Source organism: Candidatus Bathyarchaeia archaeon (genome assembly GCA_035935655.1).
In the GTDB taxonomy this organism is placed as follows: Archaea; Thermoproteota; Bathyarchaeia; order 40CM-2-53-6; family 40CM-2-53-6; genus 40CM-2-53-6.
The window spans coordinates 76,635-92,471 of sequence record DASYWW010000011.1 but is presented as its reverse complement, the minus strand read 5'-3'; the positions used below and the strand labels follow the sequence as shown (position 1 = coordinate 92,471).

Sequence of the window (15,837 nt, the reverse complement as noted above, 5' to 3'; positions counted from 1 at the left end):
GCGACATCATGCCGCTTGATCGCGCAAAAGTCTTCGCTCACATAGACAAGAATCTCCCGCAACACATCGCCAAAGTCCAGGAGCTAATTCGCCAACCCTCCATCTCTCCCGAGAACAAAGGGGTTAGAGAGTGCGCGAATCTCGTGCTAAGCTACCTTGCGAGTCTAGGCGCCACGGCAAGTCTGGAGGAGACTGGCGGAAACCCGGTAGTCTACGGCCGATATGACGCTGGAGCAGACAAGACAATCGTTGTCTACATGATGTACGATACTATGCCAGTTGACGAGCTTGGCTGGAAGGTCGACCCCCTGGCGGGGACGCTGATGGATGTTCCACCGTTCGGTCGATGCCTTGTAGCCCGCGGCGCAGTTAACACGAAGGGAGAACTGCGCGGGTTCCTGAATGCTTGCGAATCGATCAAGGCCACACGCCAGAAACTACCCGTAAACATGCTGTTCCTCGTTGAAGGTGAGGAAGAGCTCGGAAGCCGCCACCTGCCAGAGTTCATCTCAAAACACGAGAAAGACCTGCAAGCGGCAAAGGCTGTCTTCTTTCCATTCTGCTCACAAGACCGAACCGGAAAAGTCGTAATGTATCTAGGCGTCAAGGGAATCGTATACTTCGAACTCGAACTCGACGGCGCAGTATGGGGAAGAGGCCCCAAAGAGTTCGGAATACATGGAAGCCACAAAGCCTGGGTCGACAGCCCAGTCTGGAAAATGATTCAGGCACTATCCACCATGACCGGTCCCGACGGCAACAAGGTAACGATTCAGGACTTTTACCGCCACGCACAGGTTCCTAACAAGGAAGACCGCGAGCTCCTCCCGAAGCTGGAGAAGACGTTCAACGATTCCGCGACAAAAGAAGAGCTGAAGGTTGACAGGTTCATCGGCGACACCCATGGGATCGAGGCGTTGAAGAAGTATCTTTTTGATCCCACCCTCAATATCAACGGCATTGCAAGCGGCTACGCCGGACCTGAGACAAAGACGTTGCTGCCACACAAGATTACCGTCAAGATGGATGTTCGCTTGGTTCCGAACATGAGAAAGGACGATGTGATACCGATGATAAGAAACCATCTAGACGCGTATGGATTCAAGGAGATCCAAATAAGGGTAGTAGAAGCAGGCTACGGATGGTCACGAACAAGCTACAAGAGCCCACCGGCACAAGCAGTCATAAAATCCTACAAAGAGCTCGGAAAAGACCCCGAGCTATGGCCCACCATCGCAGGAAGCGCACCCTTTGCACTCTTCAACAAGAAACCCCTGAACCTACCAGTAGTGATCGGCGGACTCGGCCACGGTGCTCTACAGCACTCCCCGAACGAGTACATCGTAATAGACGAAAAAGGACCAACCGGTGGACTAGCCTCGATGGAGAAATCCTTCGTCACAATGCTGGACAACTTTGGTAAGATGACAAGTTAGGCCGTTCGTGTCACTCTGGGCAGGATGACCCGTTTTCTCGGGACTAAAGCTTGCTTTTGAAAGGGTTGCTTATTTTTCGACTCGAACCCGTACGTTTTCTAGACCTGTTCGTCTTTTTCTGTCGAGTCCTGATACGAAAAGTCCTTGACTGACGCGGCAATCCCGTTCAGAGCCTCCTCGTCGTCAGGACTAGTATATCTACGTTGGATCTCGGTTTGAGCAGGGAGAGTTGGACTAGGCTATCTGATGAGCTTGTTGCTCCAGTGTCGGTTTTGCAGCGCGATCCAGACCTACTTTCGGTTCCTTCCACGTCGAGCCGCAGATGTGACAGTTGTGCACTCTAAAGTTGTCTCCGTCGTCCCAACCAGCATAGATGCAGGGCCCGACATGCCCACAGACAGGACAGGTGTGCCTGTCTCCTTGAGCCTCCATTGTCCTGTGTGATCGTCTCTCAGCTATTTGAACAGGGAGGTTAAAGTCTCCTTAGATCCTATTCCCTACTTTGCTATCAATATCATCGGTAACCTTCTTAGCTTGAGGGATAGCCCCCGTGAGTGGACGACTTTGGAACTAGGACCAGAAGCTGAAGAAGAAGAAATCGATGTAATATGGGACGAGAACGGAACTGCAAGATACAGGCTACTGAAAGACCATAGAATTGTCGACTTCGACGGTCACAACATCGCATGGATGGATGACGACGGGTTCATCTACGATTACAAAGGACACTACAAAGCCTTCTACGAGAATGGCATCCTGAGAGATCCAGATGGCGCTGTCATTGGACAAGGTCAGGACCCAGCAGGTCCCAAACCAGTTATTCCCAACAAGGGCCTAATTCCAGAAGCATCTAGACCGGAGAAACCTCCTACAAGGCCCAAGGTGAAAAAAGACAAAGACTCTCCCAAGAAACCAGAAGCTTCACTCCTCTGGTCCCAGAAGATGCTCGAAGAACTATAGGCATCAGTGGATAGAACGGGAGCTGGCCTTCCAGGAACCCAATTCCGAAGCCACTAGCTTCCACAAAGAGCCCGAAAAAATTGGGCAGCAATGCTGACTTCTCGAAATTGCTTAGTATGGTAGGAATCTTGTGGATCCATTAGCAAGTTGACACTAGAGTATCTTCCGATAGGTATCTTCGCAGCTGTCTATACCCTTATAGTTCTACGAAACCTCCGATGGTTTCGCATCCCGGTCTGGACCATAATGATGGCGGGAGCTGTCGCAATGATCTTCTCCGGCGCCATCCCCCTAAAAGATGCTTACGCGTCGATCAATCTCAACGTGATTTTCTTCCTGCTAGGAATGTTCTCAGTAGTTGCCGCATTGGATCTCTCCGGTCTCCTCGAGTACCTAACCTTGAGGCTGCTGCGATTGGCAAAGTCACCCCAGAAAATCTTCGGCCTGGCTCTGATCGGAACAAGTGCGATGTCAGCGTTCTTGGTGAACGACACCTTGGCACTCATGGCCACGCCAATCATGCTGAGCGTTGCGAAGCAGCTGAGGGTCCGACCCGGAGTCTTTCTGATCACTCTCGCCTTGGGTGTAACCATCGGCAGCACGATGACGGCCATAGGCAACCCGCAGAACCTTCTGGTCGCCCTATCAACAGGAATTCCAAACCCAATGCTCGATTTTCTCTACTACCTCGCCCCACCAACAATGGCAGGGCTCGGAGTCACATACCTAATCCTCAGATGGTACTACAGGAAAGAATTCTCAAACTCAACACTCGCACAACTCCAAGCTAATCCTCGAGATGCAATCAAAGATCAAACACTAGCAAAGCTCTCTGGATCGGCCGCCGGAATAGTTGTGATCGGCTTCTTCCTCGTTGGTATCGCTGAATTGTTTGGGGTTCAGGGAAACTTCAACCTCGGAACGGTTTCGCTTCTAGGTGCGACGATTGTATTCTTGGGAAGCGGGAGACGACGGGAGATCCTCAGATCGGTCGACTGGGGGATTATCATCTTCTTCATTTCCCTCTTCATCGTAATGCAGGCCTTCTGGGAGTCGAACGCCCTGCAGAGCTTTATGATCTACTTGCCTGTTCTTACCAAGTCTGATCCCGGTCTTTCGATCATAACGATAATCTTGGCTAGTGCATTCTTCAGCCAGCTCCTGAGCAACGTTCCCTTTGTCGCAGTTTACATCAAAGCGATGCAAGCAGCTGGCTTCACTGGCGCTGATGTCAAGCCATGGATGGCGCTAGCAGGTGCAAGTACTCTCTCCGGAGGGATCAGTCTCTTGGGCGCGGCAAGCAATGTCATAATTCTAGAACAAGCTGAGAGCCGAGGATCAGGCTTCGGGTTCTTGGAGTTCTCAAAGATCGGACTCCTGGTGACAATTCCCAATCTTCTCATCCTATACCTGTTTCTCCGAGTACTATAGCTCGATATTACACACGATCAAACAACTCAAGAACCGTTCGGGACAAAGGTCCTGGTTTGACACCTTTCTGGCTGTTCAAATCGTTGTATCATATACCCAGCCCTCTCAACCGGGCTTTCAACTCCAAGAAAAGGGAGATAGGAAAAAGAATGGATTCATCCACCAAACGCAAAGTGGGCGCTATCGCCCTGATCGTCGCTGGAATCGGCGCTTTCCTCGTGCCCTTCCTGCTACACGGCCCCGCACTACAAGCATCAAGCAGTGGTGGAGGAAACACCAAAGGCAACGGTGGCACAACACCGACGAGCTCAACCTGCACCACGAACTGCACTCCTTCAACATCGTGCACAACCGATTGCACTCCCCCGTCGACTTGCACCACCAACTGTTCACCCGATACAAATCCGCCGGCTTGCACTTCTAACCCTACGTCGACTGACTCTAGCAGTCATTCAAACGAAGGCAAGCACCTTGCGAAGGGACATGACAAACAAGGCAAGCAAGACAAACCAGACACGTCATTAGTCAGCAAAGCACACGGATTCATGGCAGCCTTAGGCAAGCACAACCCGCAACACGACGCAACCCACTCTACAAAGACGGACAACGACACCACCGACAGTCACGCGTCTCACTCTAACGGCCACGACACCGACGATACTAACGCTTGTGCGGACAACAAAGATAACGAAAGCTCCGACGATCAAGGCAACGACGACTAGTGGGCCAGGAATACAATCCTCGGCTCCCCAATTTTCTTTTTAGAATTCACTAGCCCCTCCTGTTTTTCGAGACTACTGCGGGTCAAGAGCTGTAAGGTTTAGAAACCTCTATCAAACATGCGCCCAACTTGACTAACAAATGGTTAACCAGGGAGAAAAAGCTCCGAACTTCACACTCCCCGACACTGATCGAAAACCTCGAGCCCTTCAAGAGCTTCTGAAACCCAATGGTGCAACGATACTCGCCTTCTTCCCAGGAGCATTCACCACAGTGTGCACCCGTGAAATGTGCACATTCCGTGACAACATACAAGAGCTGAACAAGATCAACGCTCAGGTCGCAGGAATAAGTGTCAACGATCCGTTCACAAACAAGGCCTTTGCACAGAATAACAATCTCAACTTCCCAATCCTTAGCGACTACAACCGGGAAGTTGTGAAACTTTACAACGTATACCATGAAAACTTCGGGAACCTCAAAGGATACACTGTTGCAAAACGAGCCGTCTTCATACTAGATCACAATGGGGTTGTCGTCTACAAGTGGGTCAGTGATGACCCTACCAAGGAACCGAACTACGAAGAGCTAAAGAAAGCAGCCGCGAAGACAACGTAGGCAACTATTACAACATCGGTATCGGGTGCCTGTCTTTTCAAGTAAACGACTCTAGGATCTTCAACGCCCTCGCTGCGTTGTCCCCGGTTTCGTCGTGGCGTAGATAGATGTAAACTGATTCGCTTCCCTTACTCGTCTCTCTAATCTTCCCGGTCCAGTCCTCAATCATTTTTGCATCGTAGGATTCTCTTCGCAGCCTGAAATACGGGTTCTTTCCCGTAACCTTGAAGACTGGTTTCATATCCTCTGTTTCTGCGATACAGAAGTCGGCATCGTGTTTCTCTAGCGTAGCATAGGTAGGATCGTTCAACCAAGATTCATGTCTGAACTCAAACACTCTCTCCCCGATCTTGGAAGTGTTCGCTAGGAAATCCTCCAGGAGTTTCAAGTCCTGTTTCGAGTAGGGTGGAAGTTGAAAGAGAACTGGACCCTTCTTCTCTCCAAGAGAGCTCAGTGTTATTCCAAGTCTCTCTGTGGCTTCGACCGACCCCTTCGCGAGTTTCAGAATATGAGTAATTTGTCTCGGTGCTTTGAACGAGAACCTGAAATTATCGCCGGTCCTGGCTGCCCATGACTTCACCATTGCGAGGCTTGGAGGGGCATAAAAGGAGCTGTTGATCTCTACGCTGTTAAGTTGTTGGGAGTAGTAGGATAGAAATTCCTCGGTCTTCAGGTTCTCTGGGTAGAAGTTGCCCTTCCATCCTGCATAGCTGAACCCTGAGACGCCTACCATCGCTTTGGTCTTCAATCCGATCCATTCCCCGAGGAATCAGAGTCGGAAAGGTTTCTAAGGCCTTCCTCATCCCATTCGACATGCCTTCCTCACCTACGACCCTCGACTCGGTCGGGCTTCCATTAGGCGCGTCCGCGGTCGATTTTCAACTGAAAGGAGTCGATGGCAAGACTCACACCCTGAAGAGCTTCTCTGACAAGAAAGCGTTAGTGGTGATTTTCAGCTGCAATCACTGCCCGTACGTGCAGGCATACGAAGACCGGATGGTTCAGCTCCAGAAGGATTATGCGGCCAAAGGAGTCACATTAGTCGCGATTAACAGCAACGACGAAACGGGATATCCAGAAGACAGCTACCCAAACATGATCAAAAGGGCCAAGGAACGTGGCTTCAACTTTCCCTACCTCAGAGATGAAACGCAGGAAATCGCCAAGAAATACGGGGCAATCTGCACCCCACATATTTTCGCGTTCGACCAGCAACGCCGATTACAATACAAGGGCAGAATTGACGATAACAGAAACCCCGAACAGGTGAAGACCAAAGATCTCGGGAACGCGTTAGACGCGATTCTTTCGGGCCAGAAGCCATCTGTTCAGGAGACGAGACCTTTCGGTTGCTCGGTCAAGTGGAAGAACTGAAGAGCAACAGAATTACGGCCTGACTTTTGGCCTTTAATATCACTCCCATACCCTAGTAGCTTGATAGTATGGGTAAGCGGAAGGTCCTCAGTGAGGCCAACCTCAGCGAGATGCTCACACCTGGCCCAGGCCAACTCTACGGGACGGTCAAGAACCTACTTGGCTACGACAGAGTACTCGTCGAGTGCGCCGACGGCGTTACGCGAGTCTGTCGAATCCGTGGAAAGATGAAACGCCGAGTCTGGATTAAGATGGGCGATACTGTACTGGTCGCTCCGTGGGACTTCCAGCCAGAGCGCGGCGACATCATGTTCCGGTACACCCAGGGACAAGTTGAGTCTCTCCGCAGATCAGGCCAGCTCAAGGTCTAGCAAGAGGCCAGATCTTTCGAATCTGGTCCTCTCACAGCACTCCCAAACGGACTGAGGTAAGGCCTAGAATCTCGGGAGTCAAAAAACGGGAATAGTTCTGGGGATATGGCACGGAAGCGTACTCGAGCGTTTGTCTGTCTCTGCAGAAAAGCCTGTGAATCGAGCTACATTCCGTGCTTGTCTTTGGTATGCTGGTTCAAAGCTGCTTCAGAGCCGAACTTTGCGCCGCACTTTGGGCAGGCGAACTGTCCAGTCGTGGTAGCGCCTACGCTAGTTGTCTTCATCATAGCGCCTAAGGCAGCGACTACGATTCCGACGACGGCAACGCCTATGGCACCGTAGACACGAGTTCTAGGTACGAATCCGTAGTATGCGGCTCCACCTATTCCGGCTATCAGCAGTATCACGCCGAGTATCACAATGTACATTTTCATTTTTTCGTTCAGAAGGGTTGGGATGAATGTTCGGCATTTAAGCCATACCAATGACGCTAAGACACGTCATGTCTCATCGTGAAGGCTTAACTAAGATCAGAGGGTTGTAGAGGCCGCGCGTAGTCAATGCCTACTGAAAAGAAACAGCTTTCACTGAAAGATGTCCAGAAGTTCGATCCAAGCCCTCTCTATCTTTACACAGCAAAGGACGCGCTGAACCGTGTCACCGTCCTGAAAGAGGCAAACAAGGACGCATATCTCATAGCCGGCCGATACTCAGGATCCAACAAAGACTACCGGCTCTACACTCCCCTCAGTGAGGAGGATAGCAAGGAGATCGAAAAGCTGGTCCGAATCGGTAGGAAGGACGCTACGATAAGCTTTCTCTGACCAGCCCAGCATAGATATTTCTACATGACATAACGGTTGAGGATAATATGACTCCTCTCGAAGAACTGGCGAACCTCATCTCCCAAAAAGGCCGGCGAATACTCGTCGCACAAAACCCCGTTGACCTGAGAACACTACAAGGAGAAAATTCTGTTTACATTCTCCAACTGCCTGAGGACTCTAACGCTGCCGGAGGAAGAGCTGGCGGGTTTGGAGAGAGACGTGTCGAGAAGATCTATTGTTTCCATTACCAGAACGGGGCCTGTCGCAAACTCTTCGAAGTAGATGCCCCAGAGAAACTTGAGAAATTCGAGCTTCCCTACCACGCCGCAGGCACGCCAGTAATACTTCCCGACGGCTCTGAGAAAGTCATTTCGGGAGTAATAGATCCAGAATTCACCGAATCCTACAAGCAAGTCGTCTAGATTTTCTTTCCCGACAAAGAGTCGCTAGAGCTGCTCCGGTGCTTCGGCTTTCGATAGCATGATGTAGATCGTAGACTGGGTCGAAGGACGCGTTAGTCTCTTCTCCAAGGCTTGCTTCTCCTTAGGAAGTAAGTCTTTTGCAACATAGATCTCGATCGTCTGGTGCTCCGCCCCGGCGAGTTGTTTCAAGCGGGTTTCTAGGTAGCCAACAGCAGAGCGAAACAAGTTGTCGGAAAGGTTTGGAAGCTCGACGTCGACTAGAGTTGTCGGGTCTGCCCTAACACGTAGCATTTCGTAGAGCTGGGAAGTATCAGGTATCTCGATCATCAAATGCTCGTGGTGAAATTCCTTAAGACTGAAAGCCATTCGTCCCCACCTCTGTTTCTTCCACAGTCTTTGATGATCATTACGCGAGATGCCACTGCCAAAATCTGCATACTCTAGAATCACGTTCGCGTTTTCGAAGTACTCCGAGCGAACAACTCTTCCCCGATGAACATACCGAGCGGTCCCGGCAATTTCAGAGGACTTCCCCAAATCATCCGTTGGCGAGATATCACTTGTTACCTGATAGATGCTAAGGGCTTTGTTGCCAACGGTCCCAGGGAGGAGGTATCGTCGAGCGACGTTTCTCTGATCCTCGAAGATAGACGGGTCGGCGAATAAGCGCTCAAAATGAAGCCGGACCCTGTAGAAATCGGCTTCAATCACTATATTGACACCTCTCCAATTTTTCTCAATCTAGGGAATGGGCACACGCTTGCGCATCCTTTAACTGATTCTTGTGGTATCTCTTGTAGAGTCATTGTCGGACAAGGTGAAGGAATACTTCGATCAAGTCTCGTCCCAGTGGGACAAGATGAGAAAGAACTTCTACGGCGAGGAAGTTAGAGACGCTGTTTTGAATGCGGCCCGGATTAGTCCCGACGATACCGTCCTGGATGTGGGTGCTGGAACAGGATTTCTGACCGAAGGAGCCGCTATGGTCGCCCGCAAAGTCATCGCGCTCGACTTCTCCAGAGGTATGAGCGATGAATCAATTGCAAAGCTAGGGAAAGGAAAGGTTGAGTTCAGAGTTGGAAACGTGGAACACATGCAGCTACCAGATTCATCTGTTAATGTCGTGATCGGCAACATGGTGCTGCACCACTGTCCTCACCCTGAGGTCGCTATCTCGGAAATGTCCAGGGTGCTCAGGCCGGGTGGAAGAATGGCGATCTCAGACCTACAGGAACATGGCCACGAGTGGTTGCGGAGAGAGCACGCCGACTTGTGGTTGGGGTTCAAGATGGAAAGAGTCGCCGTGATGATGAGAGAGAAGGGACTGAACAGCGTGAAAGTAGAAACCCTCTCTTCCTGTTGTTCAAGCTCGCACGAAGCACAACGGGTTGAGATACCAATGTTCCTGGCGTCGGCCAGAAAACAGAACTGAAGAGGACGGATTCTTGTCCTTCCGCCGCCGTTGGATTACGGACTCAATTTGCGTCTACCGGCCATTGCTCTGGGCACGTGTGTCATAGGCTTAAACCGGTTCTTCTCGTCGACAAAAACGATTTTCGGATTCCAGTGCTCAGCCTCTTTCTCGTTCATCGATACGAACGTCGTGATTATGATCTCGTCGCCCGGCTGTACTTTTCGTGCGGCTGCGCCATTGAGTGCAATGATTCCGCTTCGTGGTTCGGCGGGGAGGGCGTAAGTGGAGAATCTATCACCGTTGGTGATGCTCCATATGTCCACCTTCTCGAAGGGAAGAATTCCAGCCGCTTCCATTAGAGACGAGTCTATCTCGATGCTTCCCTCGTAGTTCAGGTCAGCACCCGTAACTCGAGCTCTGTGAATCTTGCCCTTGAGCATTCTCAGCTGCAATCTTGCTGTTTCACCCATCTTTCCTATCTAGGCCCCTTTGACTCGCTAGATTTGAACGGGGGCTACTGTCTCTCTAGAGAACAAGGTAGCCATAGGATATACCGTGGCGCGGCGTTAATCTGGTGTTCTAAGCTCGAAGGGGTGCCTGAGCCATTCCTTGAAAGTAGTTGGCCAATCCCTGAATTTTCCGCATCGAATGCAAATGTAGGTTGCATGACCAATAACGTAGCCATTTGGCAATGGTCGCCTTCCGAGATACTTGCGTTGGTAATTGTGGCCTCGAATTATGCAGCCGAGACGAGTCCAGAAGGATTCCGATATTTTGAGGATGAAATTGACCTGCGGGTTTATTGACGTCATAAACCCGCTCTATTGATTTATGCAATCTCGCTCTTAAGAATGAGGGATGACAGAAAGCAATTCAATGTCTAGAGAGGCATTGAGAGAGAGCTGAATCAATGAAGAAGCGATCGGACCCAGCAGATGTGGTCCTCAAAGAAATCGAGGCGATCGGTGAACGTTCGTTTATCCCATCTATTGGACCCGTCAAAGGAAAGATTCTCGCAGAGATCGTGAAAAGGGCGAGGCCTAAGCGAATCTTGGAAGTCGGAGCCCTCTACGGGTACTCTGCGATACTAATGACAAAGAACTCGCCGCCTGAGGTCGAGATCATATCAGTCGAGAAGAGCCCTGAACATGTGCGGATCGCCAGCGAGAACATCAAGCGTGCGAAAATGCAGGATAAGATTAGGCTCATCGAAGGAGATGGACGAACAGAATTGCTGAAACTCTCAGGAAACTTCGACTTGGTCTTCCTGGATGCAGAGAAGACCCAGTATCTAGCGTATCTCAAAGCTATCGAGAAGAATCTTCACATAGGTAGTGTCATCGTCGCGGACAACGTAGGCATATTCAAGGATCAAATGGAAGACTATCTCGATTATGTTAGGAAGAGGGGTCTGTACAAGAGCCGGACGGTAGAGACTCTTCTAGAATTCTCGGATACTACCAAGGACGCTATGGAGATAAGCGAGAAACTGGGTTAGAACCTCACTGAATTGTGGGATGGAGAGAAGATGGTGGGAATTGTTTTCTCGTCTCTTGGCATATGGAGGTTCATCGCAAACCTATCTTTTCTCGGGGCGAACGCCTCGGGTGGAACAGAACCGGGGCTTCTGATCAGTCTCTCTAAAAGTGGTTGGAGATGTCTCAAAACCTCAGATTCGTCCTGGTACTTCCGAACATTGAGATCAACGTCTATGCCAAACTGCTTCACTGAATATTGCTCGGTTTGCATCTCCATGATTTTAGGAAAGTCTGGCAATAATAGACTTAGCGAACTTCCGAGACACAGAGGGTAGCTTTTGCGGAGGCTTCCTCTCGGACTCTCCGAATATTTGGGACCATACCACAGAAAGCGATAAGTCGTTTCACGCGCTGTAGTAATGCGTGAAGCTCGACAAGTCTCCCCTCAAAATGGAGTTTCTGAGGAAGAAGCTAAAGTGGATTCAGCAGGCCATGACCGAACGGGAGATCGACGCCTGGATTACGTTCACGAGGGAGGGAAACGAGGATCCGCTGGCTCAAGATCTGAGGTTTAGCGATCTGACATGGCGATCCGCGGCGATCATAGATCAGGACGGAACCAAGACAGCTATCGTGGGGAACCTAGAAGTTGACACGATCAAGCAGAACAAGTTCTACGACGAGGTTATTGGCTATGCGAGCGAAGGTGCCGCCCCCAAGCTGAAACAGATCATCCGAAGACGAAATCCGAAGAAAATCGCCGTCAACGCGAGTTATGACGAGGGTGCTGCAGATGGCCTAACGAGTGGAATGGAGGCATATCTCAAACGGGCCTTGAAAGGGTACTCGAAACGGTTCGTCTCCGGAGAAGAGTTGGCTATAACCCTGCGAGCTAGGCTCGTCCCCGAAGAGGTCGAACTGGCGAAGAAGGCGATTGCCGAGTGCGAAAAAATCTACGATAAGATAGAGGAAGCGATCAGACCTGGTAAGAAGGATAAGTATGTTCACGAATTCGCTCACAAGCTCGTCACTGAGAGAGGCCTGTCCACGGCGTGGGCCTACGATCGCTGTCCCTCTGTGAATGTCGCAAGCAACCCGATGGGACATCTTGGCTATCATAACGCGACTATCAGAAACGGTGATTTTGTCAAGCTAGACTTTGGAGTCAACTACGAAGGCTACTGCAGTGACATTCAACGGGTCTATTTCGTAGGGCCTGGAAATATTCCGAACTCGGTGAAACGAATGTTCGAGACAGCTAGAACCGCAAACAATGCTGCGCTCGCAGTCCTAAAGCCCGGAACTTTGGGATACAAGGTTGACGGGGCTGGAAGAAAAGTAGTTGTCAATAGGGGCTACTCGGAATACAAGCATGCGCTAGGACACGTATTGGGGAGGAGTACCCATGAGATTGGGCCTCTTCTCGGTCCAAGGTGGCCAAACCGATATGGAAAACAGGTGGAAAAACCTGTTCAGAAGGACATGATCTTCACCATTGAACCCTCTGTCACGAGCAAGCTAGGAACTTGCAATCTGGAACAGGATGTCTTGGTCACGTCGAGTGGCTACGAGGAGCTGTCTAAGCCGCAGGAAGACATAATCAGGGTCGGATAGTAAGTGGAATCGACCAACACTTTGGAGCAGACAACTCATACCTGTCCTGTCTGCGGGACGACGGGGCCCTGTACTCGTTCGTCTGGGGAAACGGACGAGTTTAGGTATCATAACTGCCATGTCTGCGGGTCAACTTGGAAAGAGCAGAAAAGCCCGTCCCCATCGAAATCTGAACCGAATGCCTAGGCGGTCTAGTTTTCCGCGCCTTCGGTAGCATTTTCTAAGCCTAGTTTGGGTCCGCTACGGCTGCCGGGGGATGTTTGCCCTTGGCATGGAGAAAGAGATGCTTTGCAGACTTGTACGTATGTCCAGCGGACAATGAGACCAGGCTCGTAAACACCCAGAAGAAGGGAACTCCTTGAATAGTAATATTCCTGACCTGATACTGGTAGACGCCTTGGACCCCAACGCTCGTCTCCGTGATACTCGTTACTGGAGGAGTGGTAAGGAAGACGAAGAGAAGGATGAGGGTACTGGCAAAGCCCACTAGTGAGACAAGGCTCATCAACGACTCGACTATTCTCTCCATCCTTACAAGGAGGCCCATGGCAGAGCCCCTTTGGGCTCGTCCTCGACATAATCGAGTTGTTACCTAGCAAGGTGAATGAGATTCATTCCCCCTATTATGGGGTCAACATCGAACCACTGACTCAGCCCTAACTCTATCCATCTCTTAGTTCGCCAAAGCCAGGGGTAGCATCGAGTTTGCGCACGGAAAAGGCTGAACTCTGCCAAAAATAGCGCAATCGTCCAACATTTTCTTTTCTGGAACTTGGTCTTGTCTAACTTTTCCTTTTCTGCTAACTATTTTCTTGTTAACTAACTCATGACTCCCCGGGGGTCGATTTTTCTCGCGCCACGCCCTTCGTGAAATGCTTAGAATCCCACGTTCACTGGGATTCCCCGGCCCTTCATCGTTCGTGGAAAATAACAGATCCTAACGCCACACCGCAACCACGCACTTTGTTGACGGGCCCGGTTCAGTCTCGCTCTTTAAGCACCCTAAGGGCGTTCAAGGTCACCCAAGGGTTGGCTCTTCCCACCTCGCCAAGGCTCGAATAGATGCTCGGAACCTCTACAACCTTTCCAGGGCTTTTGTAGATGTTGGAGAGATCAACGCCTTCCTCTTTCACTGAGTGCCACTGCCCCGTCTTCTCATCTTTCACGAAATTGCGACGCAAGGCTCTAACGTATGTGGCCTCCAGCGGCCACGTCCCCTCCGGCAGTTGCTTTGACACTAGCAATTCCCTAGCATCCTTGGTCCTCTCATCTCCACCAAAACCTAGCGCGGTTACCACCCGCAACCCATGGAGAATGTCGTAGAAGTAGAAAAGCGGAAAATGAAGCTGTGCCCACTCCGGCCGAATAACTTTGCCAGACTGATCACTCTTGAACAACCGATGCATTAGCAGGAACTCCACACCGCTCTCTACCGCTTCCCGTCCGCCACGAGGCCACCTCTGGGGGTCAATAGAAGAAAACGCCCACAGCGGTTCTATCGTCGACATGAACGAGCTATGGTGAACCTCACGACCGTCCCGTCCCTCAGTCTCACAGTTCCATCCTCCATCATCTCGCTGGTGCTTCACTAGCCACTCAAACATTTCGCGCACTCGAGGATCATCCTCGAGCCCGAACTCCGCGAGGGTCCGAGCCAGGTTTCCAGTTACGCAAGGCTCCCAGACCAGCCGCCACCCTCGCAAGTCCTCATCCGAGTATTTCAGCGGAGGCCAAGAACGATCCTGTCCATCCATAACTCGAAGAAAATACTCGCTACCTTTCTTGATTGAGGGATTTGCCCCCGGAACCCCCATTTCAGCCAGTAATATCAACGCCCATACAGTCGCCCTCCATTTCGGCCAATACACATCTTCGCCATCGCCCCAGTAGCCTGCAGGGTCTTGCTCTTTCAGGCAGTTGGCTATCGGGCCCCAGGAGGCAATTCCGTTCAATGCCGATACGACATCTTTGTCCCTCTCGGATCTTTCGAGAATATCCTTGAGCGTCCAATATCGAACGCCCGGATTCTCGTTCTTCAAGAGCCAGGCAACAGCCTGATCCCATTTTGCAACTTCGACGGTACTAGCCAATGCGGAATTTCCCTTGGATGAAGGTAAACACGCCCACCATTAAAGCGAACTCTACGGAATCTTGTTGGAACAAACCAAGTGATCTGGAACTTACTACCGGTTTGGATTCGTTAGGCTGAGTATTTCTGGTAGAACTCTTCGAGCTCTTTCCGAGTCGGGCTTCCTCTAGTTTCTGGCCTACCGGCCTTGAGGGCTGCCGCCACGTTCCCATGCTTGAGCGCCTCGATGTCAGTTAAGCCCAGGACCTTGTATGCTGCGAACGCTCCGACAAACGCGTCTCCACATCCCGTCGTGTTCACTATCTTCCGCCCCATTTTTGCAAGATCAACGCTCTTCATCTTCAACTGTTTCCCCTTCTCATGAAACGCGAAGCCCTTGGATCCCAACGTAACGAGAATCCTCATTTTCGGGGCCACCTTGCTGAAGGCAGCGAGAGATTCGTCGAGGGTTTTCGTACTCGTGAACGCGAGCGCCTCATGTTCATTCAAGACTAGATAGTCTAAACCCTCCATTTCGTCGATGAACTCTTTCATTCCGAACCGTGTTAAGACCCCGGGATGCCAAAGAACAGTCCTCCGGAGACGGCGTCCCTCGGAGAGTATTCTTCTAGCGACGTGTCGCGGCGGATCGATTACAACCATCATACGACAGTTGCCGAAGAGATTCTGGACCTCAGGGAGCATAATGTGGTCCCGATTCAGCCCGGCATTCGCGCCGAAATGCGTCTCAATATTGTTCCTTCCCTTCTCGTCCACTGTGATGTATGCCTGCCCCGACTCAAGTTTGATCAGCGTCTGGACCGCTGAAGTGTCCACCCCATCTTGTTTGAGAATCATTAGTTGTTTCTTGCCGATCTCATCTTTCCCCAGACAAGCCAACAAAGCCACCTTCCGTGGACCGAGGATCCTTGATGCTGCAACTGAAACATTGCCACCTTTTCCTCCCGGGACCCGATCGACCTTTTCCACAACCACCTCTTCTCCGGGTCTAGGAAGTCGTTTGACGAAGAGGTTGATGTCCCAGTTCAATGCCCCCGTGACAACGAGGTCAGGCGACACCTACGACCGTCTCCCTCAGAGTGG

Annotated in this window: 21 protein-coding genes; 12 read left to right on the top strand and 9 right to left on the bottom strand. The window is 51.0% G+C overall.

Going from position 1 to position 15,837, the window contains the following annotated elements; genetic code table 11:
- Positions 1–8 precede the first annotated feature (8 nt).
- The 5 genes from VGS11_00730 to VGS11_00710 all read left to right on the top strand — a co-directional run bounded on the left by VGS11_00730 (position 9) and on the right by VGS11_00710 (position 5,165).
- Positions 9–1,436: a M20/M25/M40 family metallo-hydrolase gene (locus VGS11_00730; protein HEV2118622.1), complete on the top strand. Its 1,428-nt coding sequence runs from the start codon at positions 9–11 to the stop codon at positions 1,434–1,436.
- A gap of 564 nt (positions 1,437–2,000) precedes the next feature.
- A complete protein-coding gene (locus tag VGS11_00725; GenBank protein ID HEV2118621.1) occupies positions 2,001–2,396 on the top strand; it encodes a hypothetical protein in 396 nt (131 codons plus the stop codon).
- 147 nt (positions 2,397–2,543) lie between these two features.
- Positions 2,544–3,827 carry an SLC13 family permease gene (locus VGS11_00720; GenBank protein ID HEV2118620.1) on the top strand — a complete coding sequence of 428 codons (1,284 nt, stop codon included), beginning with the start codon at positions 2,544–2,546 and terminating at the stop codon, positions 3,825–3,827.
- Between the two features lie 149 nt (positions 3,828–3,976).
- Positions 3,977–4,549, top strand: a complete 573-nt coding sequence (locus VGS11_00715; GenBank protein ID HEV2118619.1) for a hypothetical protein — start codon at positions 3,977–3,979, stop codon at positions 4,547–4,549.
- Between the two features lie 139 nt (positions 4,550–4,688).
- Positions 4,689–5,165 carry a peroxiredoxin gene (locus VGS11_00710; protein ID HEV2118618.1) on the top strand — a complete coding sequence of 159 codons (477 nt, stop codon included), beginning with the start codon at positions 4,689–4,691 and terminating at the stop codon, positions 5,163–5,165.
- Positions 5,166–5,202: 37 nt separating this feature from the next.
- On the opposite strand, the gene VGS11_00705 is transcribed toward VGS11_00710, so the two are convergent.
- Positions 5,203–5,913, bottom strand: coding sequence for a DUF72 domain-containing protein (locus tag VGS11_00705; protein HEV2118617.1), 711 nt, complete (start codon positions 5,911–5,913; stop codon positions 5,203–5,205).
- Positions 5,914–5,978: 65 nt separating this feature from the next.
- Between VGS11_00705 and VGS11_00700 the strand changes: the two genes are divergently transcribed.
- Together VGS11_00700 and eif1A are read left to right on the top strand one after the other, a co-directional pair.
- Positions 5,979–6,539, top strand: coding sequence for a thioredoxin family protein (locus VGS11_00700; protein HEV2118616.1), 561 nt, complete (start codon positions 5,979–5,981; stop codon positions 6,537–6,539).
- 68 nt (positions 6,540–6,607) lie between these two features.
- Positions 6,608–6,910 carry a translation initiation factor eIF-1A gene (eif1A, locus tag VGS11_00695; GenBank protein HEV2118615.1) on the top strand — a complete coding sequence of 101 codons (303 nt, stop codon included), beginning with the start codon at positions 6,608–6,610 and terminating at the stop codon, positions 6,908–6,910.
- 164 nt (positions 6,911–7,074) lie between these two features.
- On the opposite strand, the gene VGS11_00690 is transcribed toward eif1A, so the two are convergent.
- Positions 7,075–7,395 (bottom strand): hypothetical protein, encoded by a 321-nt coding sequence (locus VGS11_00690; GenBank protein ID HEV2118614.1) that lies wholly within the window; start codon positions 7,393–7,395, stop codon positions 7,075–7,077.
- A 75-nt stretch (positions 7,396–7,470) separates the two neighbouring features.
- Between VGS11_00690 and VGS11_00685 the strand changes: the two genes are divergently transcribed.
- Both VGS11_00685 and VGS11_00680 read left to right on the top strand, forming a co-directional pair.
- A complete protein-coding gene (locus tag VGS11_00685; protein HEV2118613.1) occupies positions 7,471–7,734 on the top strand; it encodes a hypothetical protein in 264 nt (87 codons plus the stop codon).
- 47 nt (positions 7,735–7,781) lie between these two features.
- Positions 7,782–8,159 (top strand): hypothetical protein, encoded by a 378-nt coding sequence (locus VGS11_00680; protein HEV2118612.1) that lies wholly within the window; start codon positions 7,782–7,784, stop codon positions 8,157–8,159.
- A 24-nt stretch (positions 8,160–8,183) separates the two neighbouring features.
- Here VGS11_00680 and VGS11_00675 read toward each other — a convergent pair whose 3' ends face one another.
- Positions 8,184–8,870 (bottom strand): hypothetical protein, encoded by a 687-nt coding sequence (locus VGS11_00675; protein ID HEV2118611.1) that lies wholly within the window; start codon positions 8,868–8,870, stop codon positions 8,184–8,186.
- Positions 8,871–8,964: 94 nt separating this feature from the next.
- Between VGS11_00675 and VGS11_00670 the strand changes: the two genes are divergently transcribed.
- Positions 8,965–9,591 (top strand): methyltransferase domain-containing protein, encoded by a 627-nt coding sequence (locus tag VGS11_00670; protein ID HEV2118610.1) that lies wholly within the window; start codon positions 8,965–8,967, stop codon positions 9,589–9,591.
- Positions 9,592–9,626: 35 nt separating this feature from the next.
- Here the strand turns inward: VGS11_00670 and panD are convergent, their stop codons facing one another.
- Entirely contained in the window at positions 9,627–10,025 is a 399-nt protein-coding gene (gene panD / locus VGS11_00665) for an aspartate 1-decarboxylase (protein HEV2118609.1), read from the bottom strand.
- A gap of 114 nt (positions 10,026–10,139) precedes the next feature.
- A complete protein-coding gene (locus tag VGS11_00660) occupies positions 10,140–10,385 on the bottom strand; it encodes a hypothetical protein (GenBank protein ID HEV2118608.1) in 246 nt (81 codons plus the stop codon).
- A 98-nt stretch (positions 10,386–10,483) separates the two neighbouring features.
- Between VGS11_00660 and VGS11_00655 the strand changes: the two genes are divergently transcribed.
- Positions 10,484–11,071, top strand: a complete 588-nt coding sequence (locus VGS11_00655) for a class I SAM-dependent methyltransferase (protein HEV2118607.1) — start codon at positions 10,484–10,486, stop codon at positions 11,069–11,071.
- Here VGS11_00655 and VGS11_00650 read toward each other — a convergent pair.
- Positions 11,068–11,349: a hypothetical protein gene (locus VGS11_00650; GenBank protein HEV2118606.1), complete on the bottom strand. Its 282-nt coding sequence runs from the start codon at positions 11,347–11,349 to the stop codon at positions 11,068–11,070. The genes VGS11_00655 and VGS11_00650 overlap by 4 nt on opposite strands.
- 125 nt (positions 11,350–11,474) lie before the next feature.
- On the opposite strand from VGS11_00650, the gene VGS11_00645 reads away from it, so the two are divergent.
- The gene (locus tag VGS11_00645) at positions 11,475–12,665 is read left to right on the top strand and encodes a Xaa-Pro peptidase family protein (GenBank protein HEV2118605.1); all 1,191 of its coding nucleotides are present in this window, start codon (positions 11,475–11,477) and stop codon (positions 12,663–12,665) included.
- A 226-nt stretch (positions 12,666–12,891) separates the two neighbouring features.
- Here VGS11_00645 and VGS11_00640 read toward each other — a convergent pair whose 3' ends face one another.
- From VGS11_00640 to VGS11_00630, 3 genes are all read right to left on the bottom strand, one after another.
- Positions 12,892–13,212 (bottom strand): hypothetical protein, encoded by a 321-nt coding sequence (locus VGS11_00640; GenBank protein ID HEV2118604.1) that lies wholly within the window; start codon positions 13,210–13,212, stop codon positions 12,892–12,894.
- 433 nt (positions 13,213–13,645) lie between these two features.
- Complete coding sequence (locus tag VGS11_00635; GenBank protein HEV2118603.1) at positions 13,646–14,755, bottom strand: hypothetical protein; 1,110 nt, start codon at positions 14,753–14,755, stop codon at positions 13,646–13,648.
- A 110-nt stretch (positions 14,756–14,865) separates the two neighbouring features.
- The gene (locus tag VGS11_00630) at positions 14,866–15,813 is read right to left on the bottom strand and encodes a PfkB family carbohydrate kinase (GenBank protein ID HEV2118602.1); all 948 of its coding nucleotides are present in this window, start codon (positions 15,811–15,813) and stop codon (positions 14,866–14,868) included.
- Between the last annotated feature and the right edge of the window lie 24 nt (positions 15,814–15,837).